This is a genomic window from Roseomonas alba, from assembly GCF_019430885.1.
GTDB lineage: Bacteria > Pseudomonadota > Alphaproteobacteria > Acetobacterales > Acetobacteraceae > Neoroseomonas > Neoroseomonas alba.
The window spans coordinates 37,864-56,761 of the sequence record NZ_JAHYBZ010000014.1; the positions used below are offsets into that span (position 1 = coordinate 37,864).

Sequence of the window (18,898 nt, forward strand, 5' to 3'; positions counted from 1 at the left end):
CTTCCGGATGCCGGCCCCGTATCGCGCCACAATGCGGCGGAGATCACTCCGCCGCGTGCGGTTCCGGCAGTGCCGGAGCATTCGACGGCAGCTTGCCCTTGTCCCGCTGCGCCGCCAGTGCCCGCAGCCGGTTCATCACCGAGCCCGTGCCCGCCGGGATCAGGCGCCCGACGATCACGTTCTCCTTCAGGCCGGCCAGATAGTCGACCTTGCCCGCGGTCGCGGCCTCGGTCAGCACGCGGGTCGTCTCCTGGAACGACGCGGCCGAGATGAAGGACGTCGTCTGCAGCGATGCCTTGGTGATGCCCTGCAGCACCGGTTCGGCGACCGCGGGGCGTTCCTTGGCTTCGACGCGCTTCTCGTTCTCGATCTCGAACTCGATGCGGTCGACCTGTTCGCCGATCAGATAGGTGGTGTCGCCGGGGTCGGTGACCTCCACCTTCTGCAGCATCTGCCGGACGATGACCTCGATGTGCTTGTCGTTGATCTTCACGCCCTGCAGTCGATAGACCTCCTGGATCTGCTCCACGAGGTAATCGGCCAGCTTCTCCACGCCAAGGACGCGCAGGATGTCATGCGGCACGCGCGGCCCGTCGACCAGCGGGTCGCCGCGCTTCACGTAGTCGCCTTCCTGCACCGAGACGTGCTTGCCCTTTGGCACCAGGTATTCGCGCGCGACCGGGGTCTCGTCGCCCACCTGCTCCGGCACCACCAGGATGCGGCGCTTCGCCTTGTAGTCCTTGCCGAACTCCACGCGCCCGTCGATCTCGCTGATGATCGCGTGATCCTTCGGGCGGCGGGCTTCGAACAGCTCGGCCACGCGCGGCAGACCGCCGGTGATGTCGCGCGTCTTCGACGATTCGCGAGGCAGTCGGGCGAGCACGTCACCCGCGGCGACCTGCGCCCCGTTGTCGATCGAGAGAATCGTGCCCGGGGTGAGGAAGTAGATCGCCTCGGTCCCGTTGTCGCGCTTCACCACGTTGTTACGCTCGTCGCGCAGGATCAGGCGCGGCCGCAGATCGGCGGCCTTGCCCGGAGCCTTGTATTCGACGACCTCCTTGAAGGAGAGACCGGTCACGTCGTCCTGGCGGTCCACCAGGGTGACGTTCTCGATCAGGTCGGCGAATTCGACCTTGCCCAGCTTCTCGGTGATGATCGGCAGGGTAAACGGATCCCATTCGGCCAGCTTCTGGCCGCGGGTGACCGTCATCCCGTCCTCACCGATCAGGCGCGCACCGTAAGGCACGCGCTGGCGCGCGCGCTCGCGGCCCTGGGCGTCGATCAGCACGATCTCGCAGTTGCGCGACATCACGATCGGCTGGTTCTGGCTGTTCGCGACGATCACGCGGTTCAGCACCTTGATGGTGCCGTCGCCCGAGGCCTCGACCGCCGACTGCTCAGCACCACGCTGCGCCGCACCGCCGATGTGGAAGGTGCGCATCGTGAGCTGCGTGCCGGGCTCGCCGATCGACTGCGCCGCGATGACGCCGACCGCCTCGCCGATGTTCACCGGCGTGCCGCGCGCGAGGTCACGGCCATAGCAGCGGCCGCAGACGCCCTGGCGCGCATCGCAGGTCAGCACGGAGCGGATCTTGATCTGCTCCACGCCGGACTTCTCGACGCGCTCCGCGGCGACCTCGTCGATCAGGTCGTTGCGACGCACGATCGCCTCGCCCGTCGCCGGATCGAAGACATCCTCCTGCGAGGTGCGGCCCAGGATGCGCTCGGACAGCGAGGAGACGATCTCCGCTCCATCCATCGCCGCGCCCACGGTCAGGCCACGCTCGGTGCCGCAATCCTGCTCGACGATGATGCAGTCCTGCGCCACGTCGACGAGACGACGCGTGAGGTAGCCCGAGTTCGCAGTCTTCAGCGCCGTATCCGCGAGGCCCTTGCGGGCGCCGTGGGTGGAGTTGAAGTACTCGAGGACGGACAGGCCTTCCTTGAAGTTCGCGATGATCGGCTGCTCGATGATCTCGCCCGAGGGCTTGGCCATCAGGCCGCGCATGCCGGCAAGCTGGCGCATCTGCGCGGGCGAACCACGCGCACCGGAATGCGACATCATCCAGACGGAGTTGGTCGGACGACCGATCTCCTGCTTCTGGATTTCCTTCATCATCGCGCCCGCCACCTCGTCGGTGCAGCGCGACCAGGCGTCGACCACCTTGTTGTAGCGCTCGCCGGCGGTGATGAGGCCGTCGAGATACTGCTGCTCGAACTCCTTCACCTCCTCCTTGGTCTTCGCGATCAGCGCGACCTTGGTGTCGGGAACGACCATGTCGTTCTTGCCGAAGGAGATGCCGGCCTTCGCCGCCTGGCGGAAGCCGAGGCCCATCAGCCGGTCGGCGAAGATCACGCTCTCCTTCTGACCGCAGTGGCGATACACCGCGTCGATCACGTCGGAGACGTTCTTCTTCGTCAGCATCCGGTTGACGAGGCTGTAGGGAAGCTGCGGATGCAGCGGCAGCAGCGCGCCGATCATCACGCGCCCGGCCGTCGTCGTCACGCGCTCCGTCACGACGACGCCTTCGGCGTTCATCGTCTTCCGCCGCGCACGGATCTTGCTGTGCAGCGTGATGGACTTCGCTTCCAGCGCCAGCTCGATCTCGCCGAGCGAGGCGAAGGACGGCGAGTCCTTCTCCTCGGTCGCGAGGAATTCCGGCGTCTCGAGCGACAGGTAATAGAGGCCGAGCACGATGTCCTGCGACGGCACGATGATCGGCTTGCCGTTCGCCGGGCTGAGGATGTTGTTGGTCGACATCATCAGCACGCGCGCTTCCAGCTGCGCCTCGAGCGACAGCGGGACGTGCACGGCCATCTGGTCGCCGTCGAAGTCCGCGTTGAAGGCGGTGCAGACCAGCGGGTGAAGCTGGATCGCCTTGCCTTCCACCAGCGTCGGCTCGAAGGCCTGGATGCCGAGGCGGTGCAGCGTGGGCGCGCGGTTCAGGAAGACCGGGTGCTCACGGATGACTTCCTCGAGGATGTCCCACACCTCGGGACGCTCCTTCTCCACCATCCGCTTCGCGGCCTTGATGGTGGTGGCGTGGCCGTACTTCTCGAGCTTGGAGTAGATGAACGGCTTGAACAGCTCGAGCGCCATCTTCTTCGGCAGGCCGCACTGATGGAGCTTCAGCTCCGGCCCGACGACGATGACCGAACGGCCCGAATAGTCCACGCGCTTGCCGAGCAGGTTCTGGCGGAAGCGGCCCTGCTTGCCCTTCAGCATGTCGGACAGCGACTTCAGCGGGCGCTTGTTGGCCCCCGTGATGGCGCGGCCACGACGGCCGTTGTCGAACAGCGCGTCCACCGATTCCTGCAGCATGCGCTTCTCGTTGCGCACGATGATGTCGGGCGCGCGGAGCTCGATCAGCCGCTTCAGGCGGTTGTTGCGGTTGATGACGCGACGATACAGGTCGTTCAGATCCGAGGTCGCGAAACGGCCGCCATCCAGCGGCACCAGCGGGCGCAGCTCGGGCGGGATGACCGGCACGACGTCAAGGATCATCCACTGCGGATGCGCGCCGGACTCGGCGAAGGACTCGATCAGCTTCAGCCGCTTCACGAGCTTCTTGCGCTTCGCCTCGGAGGTCGTCTCCTTCAGCTCGCCGCGCAGCTTCACGCCTTCGGCCTGCAGGTCGATGCCGCCGAGCATCTGCTTCACGGCTTCCGCGCCGATGCCGACCGAGAAGGCGTCCTCGCCGAACTCGTCCATCTTCTGCTGGTACTGGTCCTCGTTCAGCAGCTGATGGAGCTTGAGGTCCGTCAGGCCGGGTTCGAGCACGACGTAGGACTCGAAGTACAGGACCTTCTCCAGCTCCTTCAGCGTCATGTCGACCATCAGGCCGACGCGGCTCGGCAGCGACTTCAGGAACCAGATATGCGCGACGGGGCTGGCGAGCTCGATATGGCCCATCCGCTCGCGGCGCACCTTCGCGAGGGTGACCTCGACGCCGCACTTCTCGCAGATGATGCCGCGGAACTTCATCCGCTTGTACTTGCCGCACAGGCACTCGTAGTCCTTGATCGGACCAAAGATGCGCGCGCAGAACAGCCCGTCCCGCTCCGGCTTGAAGGTGCGGTAGTTGATCGTCTCGGGCTTCTTGATCTCGCCATAGGACCAGGAGCGGATCTGCTCCGGCGAGGCGATGGTGATCTTCATCTGGTCGAAGGTCATCGCCTGGCCGGTCTGGCCCAGGATCTTCATCAGCTCGTTCATGCGGCCGTCCTCATGCAAGAGGCCGCCGCCGTGGCATCACCACGGCGGCTGAGCGTTAGGAAAGGGATGGAGCGCCGGCGCGTCGTCACGCCGGGCGGTTCTCCAGATCGACGTTGAGGCCGAGGGACTTCAGTTCCTTCACCAGCACGTTGAAGGATTCCGGAATGCCCGCCTCGAAGTTGTCCTGGTCGCGGACGATCGCCTCGTAGACCTTGGTGCGGCCCGATACGTCGTCCGACTTCACCGTCAGCATCTCCTGCAGAGTATAGGCGGCGCCATAGGCCTCGAGGGCCCACACCTCCATCTCGCCGAAGCGCTGACCGCCGAACTGCGCCTTGCCGCCCAGCGGCTGCTGGGTGACGAGCGAGTAGGGCCCGATCGAACGCGCATGGATCTTGTCGTCGACCAGGTGGTGCAGCTTCAGCATGTAGATGTAGCCGACGGTCACCTTGCGCTCGAAGCGTTCGCCGGTGCGCCCGTCATGCAGCCACACCTGGCCCGAGGTATCGAGCCCCGCCTTGGTCAGCATGCCCTCGATATCCGCCATGCGGGCGCCGTCGAAGACCGGCGTCGCGATGGGGATGCCCTTGCGCAGGTTCTCGCCCAGCTCGACCAGCTGCTCGTCGCTCATCGGCGCGATGTCGCGGGCGAAGATCTCCTCGCCATAGACATCCTTCAGCTTTTCCTCGAGCTCCGAGCGGCGACCGCCGCGATGGCGGTATTCCTCCACCATCTCGCCCACCTGGCGGCCGAGCGAGGCGCAGGCCCAGCCCAGATGCGTCTCCAGGATCTGGCCGACATTCATGCGCGAAGGCACACCGAGCGGGTTCAGCACCAGGTCGACATGGCTGCCGTCCTCGAGGAACGGCATGTCCTCGATCGGCACGACGCGGGAGACCACGCCCTTGTTGCCGTGACGGCCGGCCATCTTGTCGCCCGGCTGCAGCTTCCGCTTCACCGCGACGAAGACCTTGACCATCTTCATCACGCCGGGCGGCAGCTCGTCGCCGCGCTGCAGCTTCTCGACCTTGGATTCGAAGCGCTTCTGCAGCTTCTCCACCGCGGCGTCGAATTCGCGCTTCAGCGCCTCGATCTCCGCCATGGCGGCGTCGTCGGCGACACCGATCTGACGCCAGGTCGCCTTGGCGAACTGGTCGAGCACCTCATCGGTGATCGGCGTGCCGGCCTTCACACCCTTGAAGCCGCCGGACGCCTTCTTGTTCAGCATCCGCTCGCGCAGACGGGAATAGAAGGACCGCTCCTGGATCGCCTTCTCGTCGTCGCGGTCCTTGGCGAGCCGCTCGATCTCGGCGCGCTCGATCGCCTGGGCGCGCTCGTCCTTGTCCACGCCGCGGCGGGAGAAGACGCGCACATCGACGACCGTGCCGGCGACACCCGGCGGCAGCTTCAACGAGGTGTCGCGCACATCGGACGCCTTCTCGCCGAAGATGGCGCGGAGCAGCTTCTCCTCCGGCGTCATCGGGCTTTCGCCCTTCGGCGTGACCTTGCCGACCAGGATGTCGCCCGGCTGCACCTCGGCGCCGATATAGACGATGCCGGCCTCGTCGAGGTTGCGCAGCGCCTCCTCGCCGACATTCGGAATGTCGCGGGTGATCTCCTCCTGGCCCAGCTTGGTGTCGCGGGCCATCACCTCGAATTCGTCGATATGGATCGAGGTGAAGACATCGTCCTTCGCGATACGCTCGCTGATCAGGATCGAGTCCTCGAAGTTGTAGCCGTTCCAGGGCATGAAGGCGACGAGCACGTTCCGCCCCAGCGCCAGCTCGCCCAGTTCCGTCGAGGGGCCATCGGCGATGATGTCGCCGGCCAGCACCGCATCGCCCACCTTCACCAGCGGGCGCTGGTTGATGCAGGTCGACTGGTTGGAGCGCATGAACTTCCGCAGCCGGTAGATATCGACGCCGCGCGTCGTGCCATCGTCGCCGGTGGTCCGCACCACGATGCGGGAACCGTCGATGCTGTCGATCACGCCGTCGCGCTTGGCCACGATGGTCGCGCCGGAATCGCGTGCCACCGCGGATTCCATGCCGGTGCCGACCAGCGGCGCATCGGCGCGCACCAGCGGCACCGCCTGGCGCATCATGTTCGACCCCATCAGCGCCCGGTTGGCGTCGTCGTTCTCGAGGAACGGGATCAGCGCCGCAGCGACCGAAACGAGCTGCTTCGGCGACACGTCGATCGCCGTCACTTCCTCAGGCTTCACCAGGCGGAAGTCGCCGCCCTGGCGCACCGAGACCAGCTCGCTCTTGAACTCGCCGGTCTCGGCGTCGACCTCGGCATCGGCCTGGGCGACCACGAGCCGCTCCTCCTCCATGGCGGAGAGGTAGCGCGGGCTGCCGACGATCTTGCCGTCCTTCACCAGGCGATACGGCGTCTCGATGAAGCCGTACTTGTTCACCTTGGCGAAGGTCGCGAGCGAGTTGATCAGACCGATGTTCGGACCTTCCGGCGTCTCGATCGGGCAGATGCGGCCGTAATGCGTCGGGTGCACGTCGCGCACCTCGAAGCCGGCGCGCTCACGCGTCAGACCGCCCGGGCCAAGCGCCGAGAGGCGGCGCTTATGCGTCACCTCGGACAGCGGGTTGGTCTGATCCATGAACTGCGAGAGCTGCGAGGAACCGAAGAACTCGCGCACCGCGGCGGCGGCCGGCTTCGCGTTGATCAGGTCATGCGGCATGACGGTGTCGATATCGACCGACCCCATGCGCTCCTTGATCGCGCGCTCCATGCGCAACAGGCCGACGCGATACTGGTTCTCCATCAGCTCGCCGACCGAGCGCACGCGGCGGTTGCCGAGGTTGTCGATGTCGTCGATCTGCCCGCGCCCGTCCTTCAGATCGAGCAGCACGCGCAGCGCCGAGACGATGTCCTGCTTGCGCAGCGTGCGGACATGGTCGGGCACCTCCTCGATCGAGAAGCCCAGGCGCATGTTCATCTTCACGCGACCGACCGTGGACAGGTCATAGCGCTCGGGATCGAAGAACAGGCCCTTGAACAGGGCTTCCGCGGTCTCCGGCGTCGGCGGCTCACCCGGGCGCATGACCCGGTAGATGTCCATCAGCGCCTCGTCGCGGTTGGTGTTCTTGTCCACCGCCAGCGTATTGCGCATCCACGGGCCGACCGACTGGTCGATGGCGAGCGTCGGCAGGCGGTCGAGACCCGCCTCCTCGATCGCGGCGAGCTTCGGCTCGGTCAGCTCGTCGCCGGCCTCGGCCCAGATCTCGCCGGTCTGCAGGTCGACCATGTCCTCGGCGACGAAGCGGCCGAGCAGATCGGCGCGGCCGACCAGCACCTCGGTGGTGCCGGCCTCGGCGATCTTGCGCGCGGCGCGCGGGGTCAGCTTCGCGTCCTTCTCGGCGACCACCAGGCCGGTCTTGGCATCGACCAGCGGCTCGATCAGCTTCACGCCGCGGAAGGCCTCGGGGTCGAAGGCTCGCGACCAGCCCTTGGCCGAGCGGGAGAACACCACCTGGCCATAGAAAGCGTTGAGGATTTCCTCGGCATCCATGCCGCGGATCTCGTTGGGCTCCAGCTCGCGGCCCGCGGCCGCCGCCTCGGCGCGCAGCCCTTCAGTGCGCACGCCGTCCAGGGCGAGCAGCAGCGTCGTGGTCGGCAGCTTCCGCTTGCGGTCGATGCGGACGTAGCAGATGTCCTTGGCGTCGAACTCGAAGTCGAGCCAGGAGCCGCGATAGGGGATGACGCGCGCGGCGAAGAGGTACTTGCCGCTGCTGTGCGTCTTGCCCTTGTCGTGGTCGAAGAACACGCCCGGGGAGCGGTGCATCTGGGAGACGATGACGCGCTCGGTGCCGTTGATGATGAAGGTGCCGTTGTCCGTCATCAGGGGCATGTCGCCCATGTAGACGTCCTGCTCCTTGATATCGCGGACGGAGCGGGACCCGGTGTCCTCATCCACATCCCACACGATCAGGCGCAGGCGCACCTTGAGCGGGGCAGCGAAGGTCAGGCCGCGCTGGATGCATTCCTCGACATCGTACTTTGGCTCTTCGAGCTCGTACTGCACGAACTCCAGGCGGCCACGCCCGGCGAAATCGTCGATCGGGAAGACGGACTTGAAGACTTCCTGCAACCCGGTCTGGGTGCGGCTGTCCGGGCTCACCTCCATCTGCAGGAAGGCCTCGTAGGAGGCGCGCTGCACGTCGATGAGGTTTGGCATCGGCGCCACTTCGGGGAGACGCCCGAAGCTCTTGCGGATCCGCTTGCGCCCCGTGAACGACTTCGTGATAGCGTTCATGCCTGTCCTGCTTCCCTATCTGCCCCGGCCCGCAACACCCCGGCCGGACGGGGAACCCTGATGTTGCCATCCCTGGCAACGCAGGAACGGGCGGCATTGCCGAACCCTTCCGGCAACCCCACCCGCACCCGATCGAACTGGTCCCCCATCCCCGCCCGTCGCCGGACGGGGATGGAGGGCGAGATCACTTGATCTCGACCTTGGCGCCGTTTTCTTCCAGCACCTTCTTGATCTTGTCCGCTTCGTCCTTGGAGACCGCTTCCTTCACGGTCTTCGGGGCGCCCTCGACCAGGTCCTTGGCTTCCTTGAGGCCAAGGCCGGTGATGGTGCGGATTTCCTTGATCACGTTGATCTTCTTGTCGCCGGCGGCGGCAAGGATCACGGTGAACTCGGTCTGGGCCTCGGCAGCCGGGGCGGCAGCCGCGCCGGCAGCCGGCGCCGCGGCCACGGCGACCGGCGCCGCGGCGGAAACGCCCCACTTCTCCTCAAGCAGCTTGGAGAGCTCGGCGGCTTCCAGAACGGTCAGGGCGGACAGCTCGTCCACCAGCTTCGCGAGATCGGCCATGTTTGAATGCTCCTCGATCTAATGGCTTGACATCGGTTATGCAACCCCCGCGACGCGACCCGAATTGGGGCCGGAATGTCCCGGGGGTGGTTCCTGCGGCCCTCAGGCCGCCTGGGCCTCGTCCTTCTTGGCGTATGCCGCCAGGACCCGCGCCACCTGCCCACCAGGGGCCTGGAGGATGCCCGCGATGCGCGTCGCCGGGGTCTGGATGAGACCCACAAGCTGCGCCCGCAGCGTCTCCAGGGACGGCAGCTCGGCCAGCGCCTTGACGCCGGAGGCGTCAAGCGTCTGGGTGCCGAGCGCACCGCCCAGGACGACGAACTTGTCGTTCGTCTTGGCGAACTCGACCGCGGTCTTCGCCACCGCCACCGGATCCTTCGACCACGCGAGCGCGGTCGGACCCTTCAGCAGCGGCTTGACGCCGTCGAAACGGGTGCCGTCGAGGGCGAGGGTGGCCAGGCGGTTCTTCGCGACCTTGTACGTCGCTCCCGCGTCGCGCATCTTGCGCCGCAGATCGCTCACATCCGCGACCGTGAGACCCTTGTTCTGGGCCACGAGCACGAAGGAGGTCTCGGCGAAGATGGCCGCGAGGGAGGCAACGAACTCGTGCTTCTCCGTACGGTCCACTCCACGTCTCCGTCGGTGGCCGAAACCTTTTGGAAGGGCTCCGGCCGGTTCACTCGGGGGCTCGGGGCACCTGCCCTTCGCCCCGGTTCGCCTGTCAGGCCGGAACACCACGTCAAGCCACCCGAGGAGCTTCCCCCCGGGCAACAATCACTGTGGCACCCCGTCTCTCCCCTGCCCGGTTCGCACCGGCTTAAGGCCCGAGGGCCACAGGAGGTCTCCGACAGGTTCGGGGGCGCCCCGAGGGGTGCCCCCTGCCCGCCCGCCCCGAAAGGCGGGCGTATCTCGTCAGGCCGAAGCCGCCAGCGTCGTGACGTCGACCTTCACGCCCGGCCCCATCGAGGAGCTGAGCGCGACCTTCTTCACATAGGTGCCCTTGGCACCGGTGGGCTTCGCACGCTGGATCGCCTCGACGAAGGTGCGGGCGTTGGCCAGCAGCGCGTCCTCACCGAAGGACGCCTTGCCGATGCCGGCGTGGATGATGCCGGCCTTCTCGGCGCGGAACTCAACCTGGCCGGCCTTGGCCGCCGTCACGGCACCCTTCACGTCCATGGTCACGGTGCCGAGCTTCGGGTTCGGCATCAGGCCGCGCGGGCCGAGAACCTTACCGAGGCGGCCCACCAGGCCCATCATGTCCGGGGTCGCGATGCAGCGGTCGAACTCGATCTTGCCTTCCTGCACCAGGGCGGCCAGGTCGTCCGCGCCGACCACGTCGGCGCCGGCGGCCTTGGCTTCCTCGGCCTTCGGGCCGCGGGCGAAGACACCAACGCGGACCGTCTTGCCGGTGCCGTTCGGCAGGCCGACCACGCCGCGGACCATCTGGTCGGCGTGGCGGGGGTCGATGCCGAGGTTCATCGAGATCTCGATGGTCTCGTCGAACTTCGCCTTGGCGTTGGCCTTGGCGATCTTGATCGCCTCATCCAGCGCGTAGCTCTTCTCGCGGTCGAAGCCGGCGTAGACGGACTTCAGACGCTTGCCCTGCTTGGCCATCGGATCAGCCCTCCACCACGGTGAGGCCCATGGAACGGGCGGAACCGGCCAGCATGCGCACCGCCGCGTCGACGTCGTTCGCGTTCATGTGCACCATCTTCGTCTTGGCGATCTCGACGAGCTGGGACTTCGTCACGCGGCCGACAGAGGCACCCTTGCCCGGCGCGGTGGAGCCCTTTTCGAGCTTCGCGGCCTTGAGCAGGAAGTAGGTGTTCGGCGGCGTCTTCGTCACGAAGGAGAAGGTGCGGTCGGAATACGCGGTGATGACGACCGGCGTCGGGGTGCCGGGCTCCATCTGCTGCGTCGCCGCGTTGAATTCCTTCACGAACTGCATGATGTTCAGGCCGCGCTGACCGAGCGCGGGACCGACGGGCGGCGAGGGATTCGCCTTGCCAGCCGGGATCTGCAGCTTGATGTAGCCTGCGATCTTCTTCGCCACTGTGGCAGTCCTCTGTGGTTGGTCCAGAGGCCCGCGGTGCATGCGATCCCGAAGGGTCTCCCGCGTTCCCGGAAAACGCCGACAGCCGGGGAAAGACCCCCGGCCGGTCGGCGAGGGCGGGCGTATAGGGCCTGGGGCCCGGCTTGTCCAGCGGGAAAGCGGGGACGGCGCGGCAGGGTGCGCATGGCTGGGTCCAAACCCGCCGCGGCGCGCGGCAAGCATATCCGCAGACATTGCGCGGGCCACAATCCAAAACCAAGGCCCACAACATAGCAATGCTCAGGCTAGCGGCGCATCTGAGGAAGCACATCAAAGATCGGGCCGAACCTTGCTTGAATGATACCTCTAATATATGCATTTCGGGCAAATAAATGGGTAACCTTCGTGGGTATTCGCCGAGACGCCTATGAGGCGCTGTGTCAGGCGCGGGACGCGCTGGATGCGGGGCCGCCGGACGGGCCCGAGCATACCTTGCTTCACAGGGAGTATCTCAAGGCCCGGCTGGCGCAGTACAGGCGCGCCGAATCGCGGCGCCCGGTGGTCGATCCCGTGCCGGCGATGAATCGCCGCTTCTTCACCACAAGTACGATATGGGACACGGCCGAGTTTCCGACGGCCCCCCCGGTGGCCTGGTATGGGAGTGGCGGCGGGAGGGGCTGGGACGAGGTGCGCACCTTGCCCAAGCCGCAATTGCGCCTCGGCGTCGGGACGTCGATCCGCAGGCTGCCGCCGCTGCTTAATACCGTTGTCGTCAAGGGAACGCATATCCTGTCGCGGCCCCTGCTGGAGATCTGGCAGCGCTTCGATCCCGAGGCTCTCGATATCCTGCCGATCGCGTTGGAAGGGCGGCGGAAGCAGCCCGTGGAGCAGGCGTATTTCTTCGTGGATATCGTCCGGCAGCTTCCCGCCTTCGATCTCGATGCGATGGAGGTCTTCCTTTTCCGCGAGCCGAGGTCCTATGGGGAGAGCTTCGAGCTCTTCCCGGCCCCGCAGGTCTATGCGTTGCGCGAGGACCTGCCGGTGGCGGGCGTGCATCTGTTTCGCGACTTAAATTGGAACGGCGCGTATTTCATCTCGGCGGAGCTGCGCCAGGCCTGTCTCGACGCGGGCTTCACGGATATTCCGTTGGCGCATCCGGAAACGCCGGATACTGCCATCAAGGTCGACAAACCCGCGCCGAAGCGTGAGAGGCGCGGGTCGTGAGGACCTGTCTGATGTGACCAGCCTCTGCCGGGGCAACGGCGTTCTCTGCGAGCCCGTCCGGCATGGCGGCACTTTCGGCGGGGTCCGGGGTGACCCTGTCACCCCGGCGGGGGTCGAGGGGGCGGCGCCCCCTCGCAGCGCGCTCACCACCCGCGCCCCCTCCCCTTCAACTCCCTGCGCCGCCAGCGCTTTTTGATACCCACGCGATGATCGCCGCGCGATAGTCGCGCAGCCGTCGGCCTCAACAGAGCGGCATCGGGAAACGCGGGGACGTCCAGGATGACGATATCGCGCTGGCTTTGGCTGCACGTCAGGGCGAGCGCCCTGCGACCGCCGCCATTCGTCCGGGTTTCCGTGCCATGAGCGCGCCTCGTCTCGCCTCCGGCCTGGCGTTGCTCGCCGCCGCCGCGGCGGCCCCGGCCTTCGGGCAGAGCGATGTGGATCTGGCTGCGGAGCTCGCCAATCCGGTTGCGGCGCTGATCAGCGTGCCGTTCCAGAACAATCTCGATTTCGGCGGCGGCACCGGCGATGCGTTCCGGTACAATCTGAACATCCAGCCGGTGGTGCCGGTCACGCTGACGCCGAGCTGGAACCTGATCGTCCGGACCATCGTGCCGGTGCTCTATACCGAGCGCGTCTATGACGACCATCGCGCCGGGCTGGGCGACATCACGCAGAGCTTCTTCTTCTCGCCCTCCCAGCCGGTGAATGGGATCACCTGGGGGCTGGGGCCGGCGGTGCTCTATCCGTCCGGGACCAATGGGTACAGCCAGCGGCAATGGGGCGTGGGGCCGACCGGCGTGCTGCTGCGGCAGAGCGGGCCGTGGATCTTCGGCGCGCTGGTGAACCACATCTGGGGCATGGGCGGCGCGCCGGATGGGTCGGAGGCGGTGAATGCGACCTTCCTGCAGCCTTTCCTCAACTACATCACGCCGTCGCAGACGACGTTCTTCCTCAATACCGAGACGACCTATGACTGGTCGCGCCAGCAATGGACGGTGCCGATCAATGCGGGCGTCAACCAGCTGGTGAGCATCGGCGGGCAGCGGGTGCAGGTGGGCGCGGGCATCCGCTATTTCGCCGAAAAGCCGGATGGCGGGCCGGATTGGGGCATAAGGCTGAACCTGGTCTTCGTGTTCCCGAAGTAGCGGGGCTGTCGCGGGAGGCCAGCGTTCCGGCGGGGTCCGGGGTGACACGGTCACCCCGGCGGGGGGATCGAAGGGGGGCGGCGCCCTCCTCGTGGCGCGTCCTTCCCTTCAACGCGTTGTGCCCATTCGCTTTTTGATACTCACGCGAAGAGAGCTGCGCGATAGTCGCGCCGACGCCGCGCGGAGAATGCGGCGCGAGGATAACGGGAGAGAAACCATGGCCGTATCGCGCCGCCACTGGCTGCTCGGCACGACGATATGCCTTGCCCTGCCGAGGCTCGCCCGGGCGCAGACGGCGCCGGCCGCGGCCCCCAGCTTCGATCCGACCGTCGTCGCCGCGCCGCATCTGGAGCCGGCCATTCCGCGCCCGGCGCAGCAGGCGGAGGCGGCGCGCAAGCTCGCCGCGCTGCGGGCGCGGACGGGGCGGGCGCCGAATGTGCTGATCTTCCTGGTGGACGACATGGGCTGGGGGGATTGCGGGGCCTATGGCGGGGGGATGCTGATCGGGGCGCCAACGCCGCATATCGATGCGCTGGCGGCGGGGGGGCTCAAGCTGTTCTCCTGCTATTCGCAGCCGACCTGCACGCCGTCGCGGGCAGCGATCATCACGGGGCGGCTTCCGACGCGCAGCGGGCTGACGCGGCCGATCCTGTCGGGGGAGCGGCCGACGGCGAACCCCTGGGCGGATGAGAAGACGACGGCGGCGATGCTGTCGGAGGCCGGGTACCAGACGGGGATGTCAGGCAAGTGGCATCTGGGCGAGGGCGATGGGCTCAATCCGCACCAGGTCGGCTATGACGAGTATTATGGCATCCTGACCGTCACCAGCGAGATGTCGCAGCAGCTGGATCAGCGGCTGTACCCGGATCTGGTGCTGCGGCCGGATCGGCTGGCGGCGGTGCGGGCGGCGGCGCCGCCCGAGATCACCAAGGGGCGGAAGGGTGGGCCGCTGGAGGTCGATCGGGCGGTGGACAGCACGGCGGAGCTGTCGATGCTGGACCAGCGGTTCGCGGAGTTCTCGGAAGGGTTCATCCGGCGGCAGGTGCAGGCGCAGAAGCCGTTTTACCTGATGCATTCCTTCGCGCGGCTGCACAACGACAATTTTCCTGCGCCGGGCTATGCGGGGCGGAGTCCGGCGGGGTTCCCGCATCGGGATGCGATCGTCGAGACGGATGACATCGTCGGGCGGCTGATGGCCGTGCTGCGGGAGACGGGGCAGGAGGAGAACACGCTGGTGTTCCTCACCTCGGACAATGGCGGCAACGAGGATGCCTGGCCGGACGGGTCCTACCAGCCCTTCCGCGGCGGCAAGGGCACGACCTGGGAGGGCGGGGTGCGTGTGCCCGGGATCGCCTACTGGCCCGGCATGATCAAGGCGGGGCGACAGAGCGACGGGCTGTTCGACCAGTGCGACATGTTCAACACGCCGCTGTCGATCGCGGGGATCGTCGATCGGATCTCGCCCGACCGATACATCGATGGCGTGGACCAGGCGGGGTTCCTGCTGGCGGATGACGGGCAGAGCTGCCGCGACATCATCTTCATGTATTCGGAGAACACGCTGACCGCCGCGCGATGGATGGAGTTCAAGGTCCATTGGCGGGTGTTCCTGAACCAAGCGGTGCGGCGGAACCTGGATGAGAACACGCTGGTGCAGGTCGGCATCGCGCCGTGGGTGTACAATCTCCACATGGACCCGAAGGAGCAGGCCTCCCAGGGGCATCTGCGCTTCGAATGGGGCATCCCGCAGGTGATGCAGCGGGTGGGGCGCCACAACGCGACCTTCGAGCGATTCCCGCGCAAGGATATCGGGTTGCGGCAGTGACGGTGTGGCGCTCGACGGCCGTTGGCGGGAGCCGGGCCGGCGCGTGTCTGGTTGCGTCCGGTGCTCCGTTGCCTGCCGGGCGCGATGGTGCGGCAAAGCGAACCAAGAGGTCGACGATGGCGCATGGAGAGGATCGGGCGCGACCCGCGCCGGGGGTTTCCCGGCGGCACGGGGGCGGCGTGATGCTGGGGGTCGTTTTCGCCGTGGCGGTGGGACTTTGCGGGGTCGCGCCGGCCGTGGCGCAATCGCCCCCCGCCGCGGCGGCGCAGGCCGCGCCGGCGGATGAGGAGCGGCTGACGCAGGCGCAGCTCGAGCAGGTGTTCGCGCCGGTCGCGCTGTATCCGGACGACCTGCTGATGCAGGTGCTGATCGCAGCGACCTATCCGCTGGAGATCGTGCAGGCGCATCGCTGGCTCGGCCAGGACGACCATGCGGCGCTGCGCGGTGACGCGCTGGTGCAGGCGCTGAACGGGCAGTCCTGGGACCCATCGGTGAAGTCGCTGGTGCCCTTCCCGGATGTGCTGGGGCTGATGAACGAGCAGCTCGACTGGACGCAGCAGATGGGCGACGCGGTGCTGGCGCAGCAGGATGACGTGATGAACGCGATCCAGGTGCTGCGCGGGCGGGCGCAGGCCAATGGATCGTTGCAGACGGGGCCGCAGCAGACGGTGACCGTGACGCAGAATGTGACCGTCGCGCCCGCGCAGGGTGCGGCGGTGCAGCCGCCAGCGCAGACCATCGCCATCGCGCCGACGGATCCGGGTCAGGTCTATGTGCCGGCCTATGACCCGTCGGTCGTCTATGGGAGTTGGCCCTATCCCGAGAACCCGCCCTACTACTATCCGCCCCCGATCGGCTGGGGGGTCGGCAATGCCATCCTGACCGGGATGGCCTTCGCCGGCAGCGTCGCGGTGGTGGATTCGCTGTGGGGTTGGGCGCGGCCCGGCTGGGGCCGCGGAGATGTCGATATCGACGTCAATCGCTTCAACAGCATCAACGTGAACCGCGACCGCATCACCAATAATCGCTGGCAGCATGACGTCACGCATCGGCATGGCGTGAACTACGGCAGCGATCGCGTGCGGGACCGCGTGGGGGGGCGTCGGCCCGGGGGCGGCGGCGTCGATCGCGCCGCGGCGCGAGAGCAGTTCCGCGGCCGCCTGCAACAGGCGAATACCGATCATCCGAACCTCGGCGACCGGCTGCCTGGGCGCGATGGGGCCAATCGGCCCAATCTCGGCGGGGGTGGCGGAAGGCCGGATGGCAGCCGCCCGAACATCGCCGACCGCCTGCCGGACCGCGATGGGGCCAATCGGCCCAATCTCGGCGGGGGTGGCGGAAGGCCGGATGGCAGCCGCCCGAACATCGCCGACCGCCTGCCGGACCGCGATGGCGCCAATCGGCCCAATCTCGGCGGGGGTGGCGGAAGGCCGGATGGCAGCCGCCCGAACATCGCCGACCGCCTGCCGGACCGCGATGGCGCCAATCGGCCCAATCTCGGTGGGAGTGGCGGAAGGCCGGATGGCAACCGCCCGAACATCGCCGACCGCCTGCCGAACCGCGATGGCGCCAATCGGCCCAATCTGGGCGGAGGCGGTGGAAGGCCGGATGGCAACCGCCCGAACATCGCCGACCGCCTGCCGAACCGCGATGGCGCCAATCGGCCCAATCTGGGCGGGGGCGGTAGAAGGCCGGAGGGCCAACGTCCCAGCCTGGGCGGCAATCGGGGCCAAGGTGGCGCCCGGCCGGTGGCGAACCGCCCCGCCGTGCAGCATCGACCGAGCGGGCGTCCGCAGACGCGCCCGGCGGCCACTCGGCAGGCGCCGCAGGGTCTGCGCGGCGTGGGCCAGGGCGGCCATGAACGGGCGGCCGCCTCGCGCGGCAGGGCGAGCCGCCAGGGGCAGCCGGCCGCCCGCGCGCGAGCGCAGCAACGGCAGACCGCACAGCGCCCGCATGGCGGTGGAGGCGGCGGCCGCGCGGCACGCGGCGGCGGCGGACGGCGGCATCGGTGAGGAGACGACGGATGGACACCACACGCCACCTGGCCCTGATCCTCGCCGGCCTGCTGGCCGCCGCGCCTGCGGCCGCACAGACGCAGCCCCCGCCGGCGGCCTCGCCGGAACCGGCCGCGGCGCCGGAGCGGCCGCCGGCATCGCGGCCCGTGCCGCCACGCGCCTTCCGGTCTCCGCAGGATGGTTTCGCGGCGCTGATCGCGGCGATGCGGGCGCATGATGAGCGCGCCCTGCTCGGCATCCTCGGCACGGTGGGGCGGCGGTTGGTCCGCTCCGGCGACCGCGTGGCCGATCGCACGGCGCGCGACGCCGTCGTCGCCGCCTATGACGTGAAGAACGAGATCCTCCAGCCCAGCGCGGACGAAGCCCTGCTGCAGGTGGGGGAGGACGACTGGCCGATGCCGCTGCCCATGGTCCGGCGCGGCCAAGTGTGGCGCTTCGATTCCGCCGCCGCGACGCAAGAGATCGTGGACCGCAGGATCGGGCGCAACGAACTCGACGCCATCGAGACGCTGCGCGCCATGGCCGATGCGCAGGATGAATTTGCGCGCACGGTCGGGCGGCAAGGCGGGCTGCGCGCCTATGCGCAACGCTTCTTCTCGACGCCCGGGCATCACGACGGGCTGTACTGGCCCTCGGCGGAAGGCGAGCCGGAGAGCCCGCTCGGCCCGCTCGCCGCCGCGGCGAGCGCGGGCGGCTATGGCCGTTCGCAGCGCGGCGACCGGCCCGAGCCCTATCACGGCTATGTCTACCGGATCCTGGACCGCCAGGGGCCGGCAGCACCCGGCGGGGCGATGGAATACGTGGTGAACGGCCGGATGATCGGCGGCTTCGCCATCATCGCCTCACCCGCACGATACGGGTCCACCGGCATCAAGACCTTCATGATCAGCCATGACGGCGTGGTGTGGGAGCAGGACCTCGGCCCCGACACGGAGCGCGAGGCCGCGAGCATCGAGGCCTTCGATCCCGACACGGACTGGCAGCGCGTGACGGAGTGAGGGGCGCTGGGATGGAGAGGCCATGCCTCTCTCCAGACCTCGCGAAAACCCGGCAGGCCCGCTTGCTTCCGTGGGCGGTAACCGGAGGGGCCCCGCCCCTCCGGACCACCCCGCCAGGGGCTTGGAGCCCCTGGACCGCAGACTATTGGTGCGGGGCGGGCAGGCCACGCCGCTTCCCTCGAAGTGCCTTGCGGGCGCAAGAGCCGGGTTCGGCGTGCATTCGGCCAACCGCGCGCAGCGCCAAGCGGTGGCGGCAAATGCCTGTTGGCCTCTGCTGGGGCCGGGTTGGAGAGGAAGGCGTCTCATGCTCCCCAGCGGGAGCAGGCCAGCCATCAGGAAGGCGTTTGGAATCCTCGACGTGGTGCGGTGCGCGACTGCCGGCACGAGTGCCATGCCCCGCTCTTGCGCACGAAAGGCGTTCGGCGGGGGCGTTCCGTCTGCCGTGCCCAGCGCCGGAAGATGGCGGTCCAGGATGCCCAGCATCCTGGCGGGGTGGCTTGGAGGGGCGGCGCCCCTCCATTTGCGCCAGCAGAAGTATCGGGAAGGCCTTCGGGGATCGTCACCTGATGCCGGGCAAGGATGATCCGACGGCAAGATGACCG

The 18,898-nt window shown here is 67.9% G+C and carries 11 protein-coding genes; 5 read left to right on the plus strand and 6 right to left on the minus strand.

Annotation, left to right across the window (positions count from 1 at the left end; genetic code table 11):
• Positions 1–43: 43 nt before the first annotated feature.
• The 6 genes from rpoC to rplK form a co-directional block, all read right to left on the minus strand.
• Positions 44–4,216, minus strand: coding sequence for a DNA-directed RNA polymerase subunit beta' (gene rpoC / locus KPL78_RS28065; RefSeq protein ID WP_219766609.1), 4,173 nt, complete (start codon positions 4,214–4,216; stop codon positions 44–46).
• An 85-nt stretch (positions 4,217–4,301) separates the two neighbouring features.
• Positions 4,302–8,489 (minus strand): DNA-directed RNA polymerase subunit beta, encoded by a 4,188-nt coding sequence (gene rpoB, locus KPL78_RS28070; RefSeq protein WP_219766610.1) that lies wholly within the window; start codon positions 8,487–8,489, stop codon positions 4,302–4,304.
• Between the two features lie 184 nt (positions 8,490–8,673).
• On the minus strand, positions 8,674–9,054 hold the full coding sequence (rplL, locus tag KPL78_RS28075; protein ID WP_219766611.1) for a 50S ribosomal protein L7/L12: 381 nt from the start codon (positions 9,052–9,054) through the stop codon (positions 8,674–8,676).
• 102 nt (positions 9,055–9,156) lie between these two features.
• Positions 9,157–9,681, minus strand: coding sequence for a 50S ribosomal protein L10 (rplJ, locus tag KPL78_RS28080; RefSeq protein ID WP_219766612.1), 525 nt, complete (start codon positions 9,679–9,681; stop codon positions 9,157–9,159).
• Between the two features lie 285 nt (positions 9,682–9,966).
• Positions 9,967–10,668, minus strand: coding sequence for a 50S ribosomal protein L1 (gene rplA, locus KPL78_RS28085; RefSeq protein ID WP_219766613.1), 702 nt, complete (start codon positions 10,666–10,668; stop codon positions 9,967–9,969).
• Between the two features lie 4 nt (positions 10,669–10,672).
• Entirely contained in the window at positions 10,673–11,107 is a 435-nt protein-coding gene (gene rplK / locus KPL78_RS28090) for a 50S ribosomal protein L11 (RefSeq protein WP_219766614.1), read from the minus strand.
• Positions 11,108–11,665: 558 nt separating this feature from the next.
• On the opposite strand from rplK, the gene KPL78_RS28095 reads away from it, so the two are divergent.
• The 5 genes from KPL78_RS28095 to KPL78_RS28115 all read left to right on the plus strand — a co-directional run bounded on the left by KPL78_RS28095 (position 11,666) and on the right by KPL78_RS28115 (position 18,296).
• Complete coding sequence (locus KPL78_RS28095; RefSeq protein WP_219766615.1) at positions 11,666–12,310, plus strand: imm11 family protein; 645 nt, start codon at positions 11,666–11,668, stop codon at positions 12,308–12,310.
• 359 nt (positions 12,311–12,669) lie between these two features.
• On the plus strand, positions 12,670–13,458 hold the full coding sequence (locus KPL78_RS28100) for a transporter (RefSeq protein WP_219766616.1): 789 nt from the start codon (positions 12,670–12,672) through the stop codon (positions 13,456–13,458).
• 217 nt (positions 13,459–13,675) lie between these two features.
• The gene (locus KPL78_RS28105) at positions 13,676–15,283 is read left to right on the plus strand and encodes an arylsulfatase (RefSeq protein WP_219766617.1); all 1,608 of its coding nucleotides are present in this window, start codon (positions 13,676–13,678) and stop codon (positions 15,281–15,283) included.
• 182 nt (positions 15,284–15,465) lie between these two features.
• The gene (locus tag KPL78_RS30685; RefSeq protein ID WP_219766618.1) at positions 15,466–17,295 is read left to right on the plus strand and encodes a DUF3300 domain-containing protein; all 1,830 of its coding nucleotides are present in this window, start codon (positions 15,466–15,468) and stop codon (positions 17,293–17,295) included.
• An 11-nt stretch (positions 17,296–17,306) separates the two neighbouring features.
• A complete protein-coding gene (locus KPL78_RS28115; RefSeq protein WP_304621887.1) occupies positions 17,307–18,296 on the plus strand; it encodes a DUF2950 domain-containing protein in 990 nt (329 codons plus the stop codon).
• The last annotated feature ends 602 nt before the right edge of the window (positions 18,297–18,898 follow it).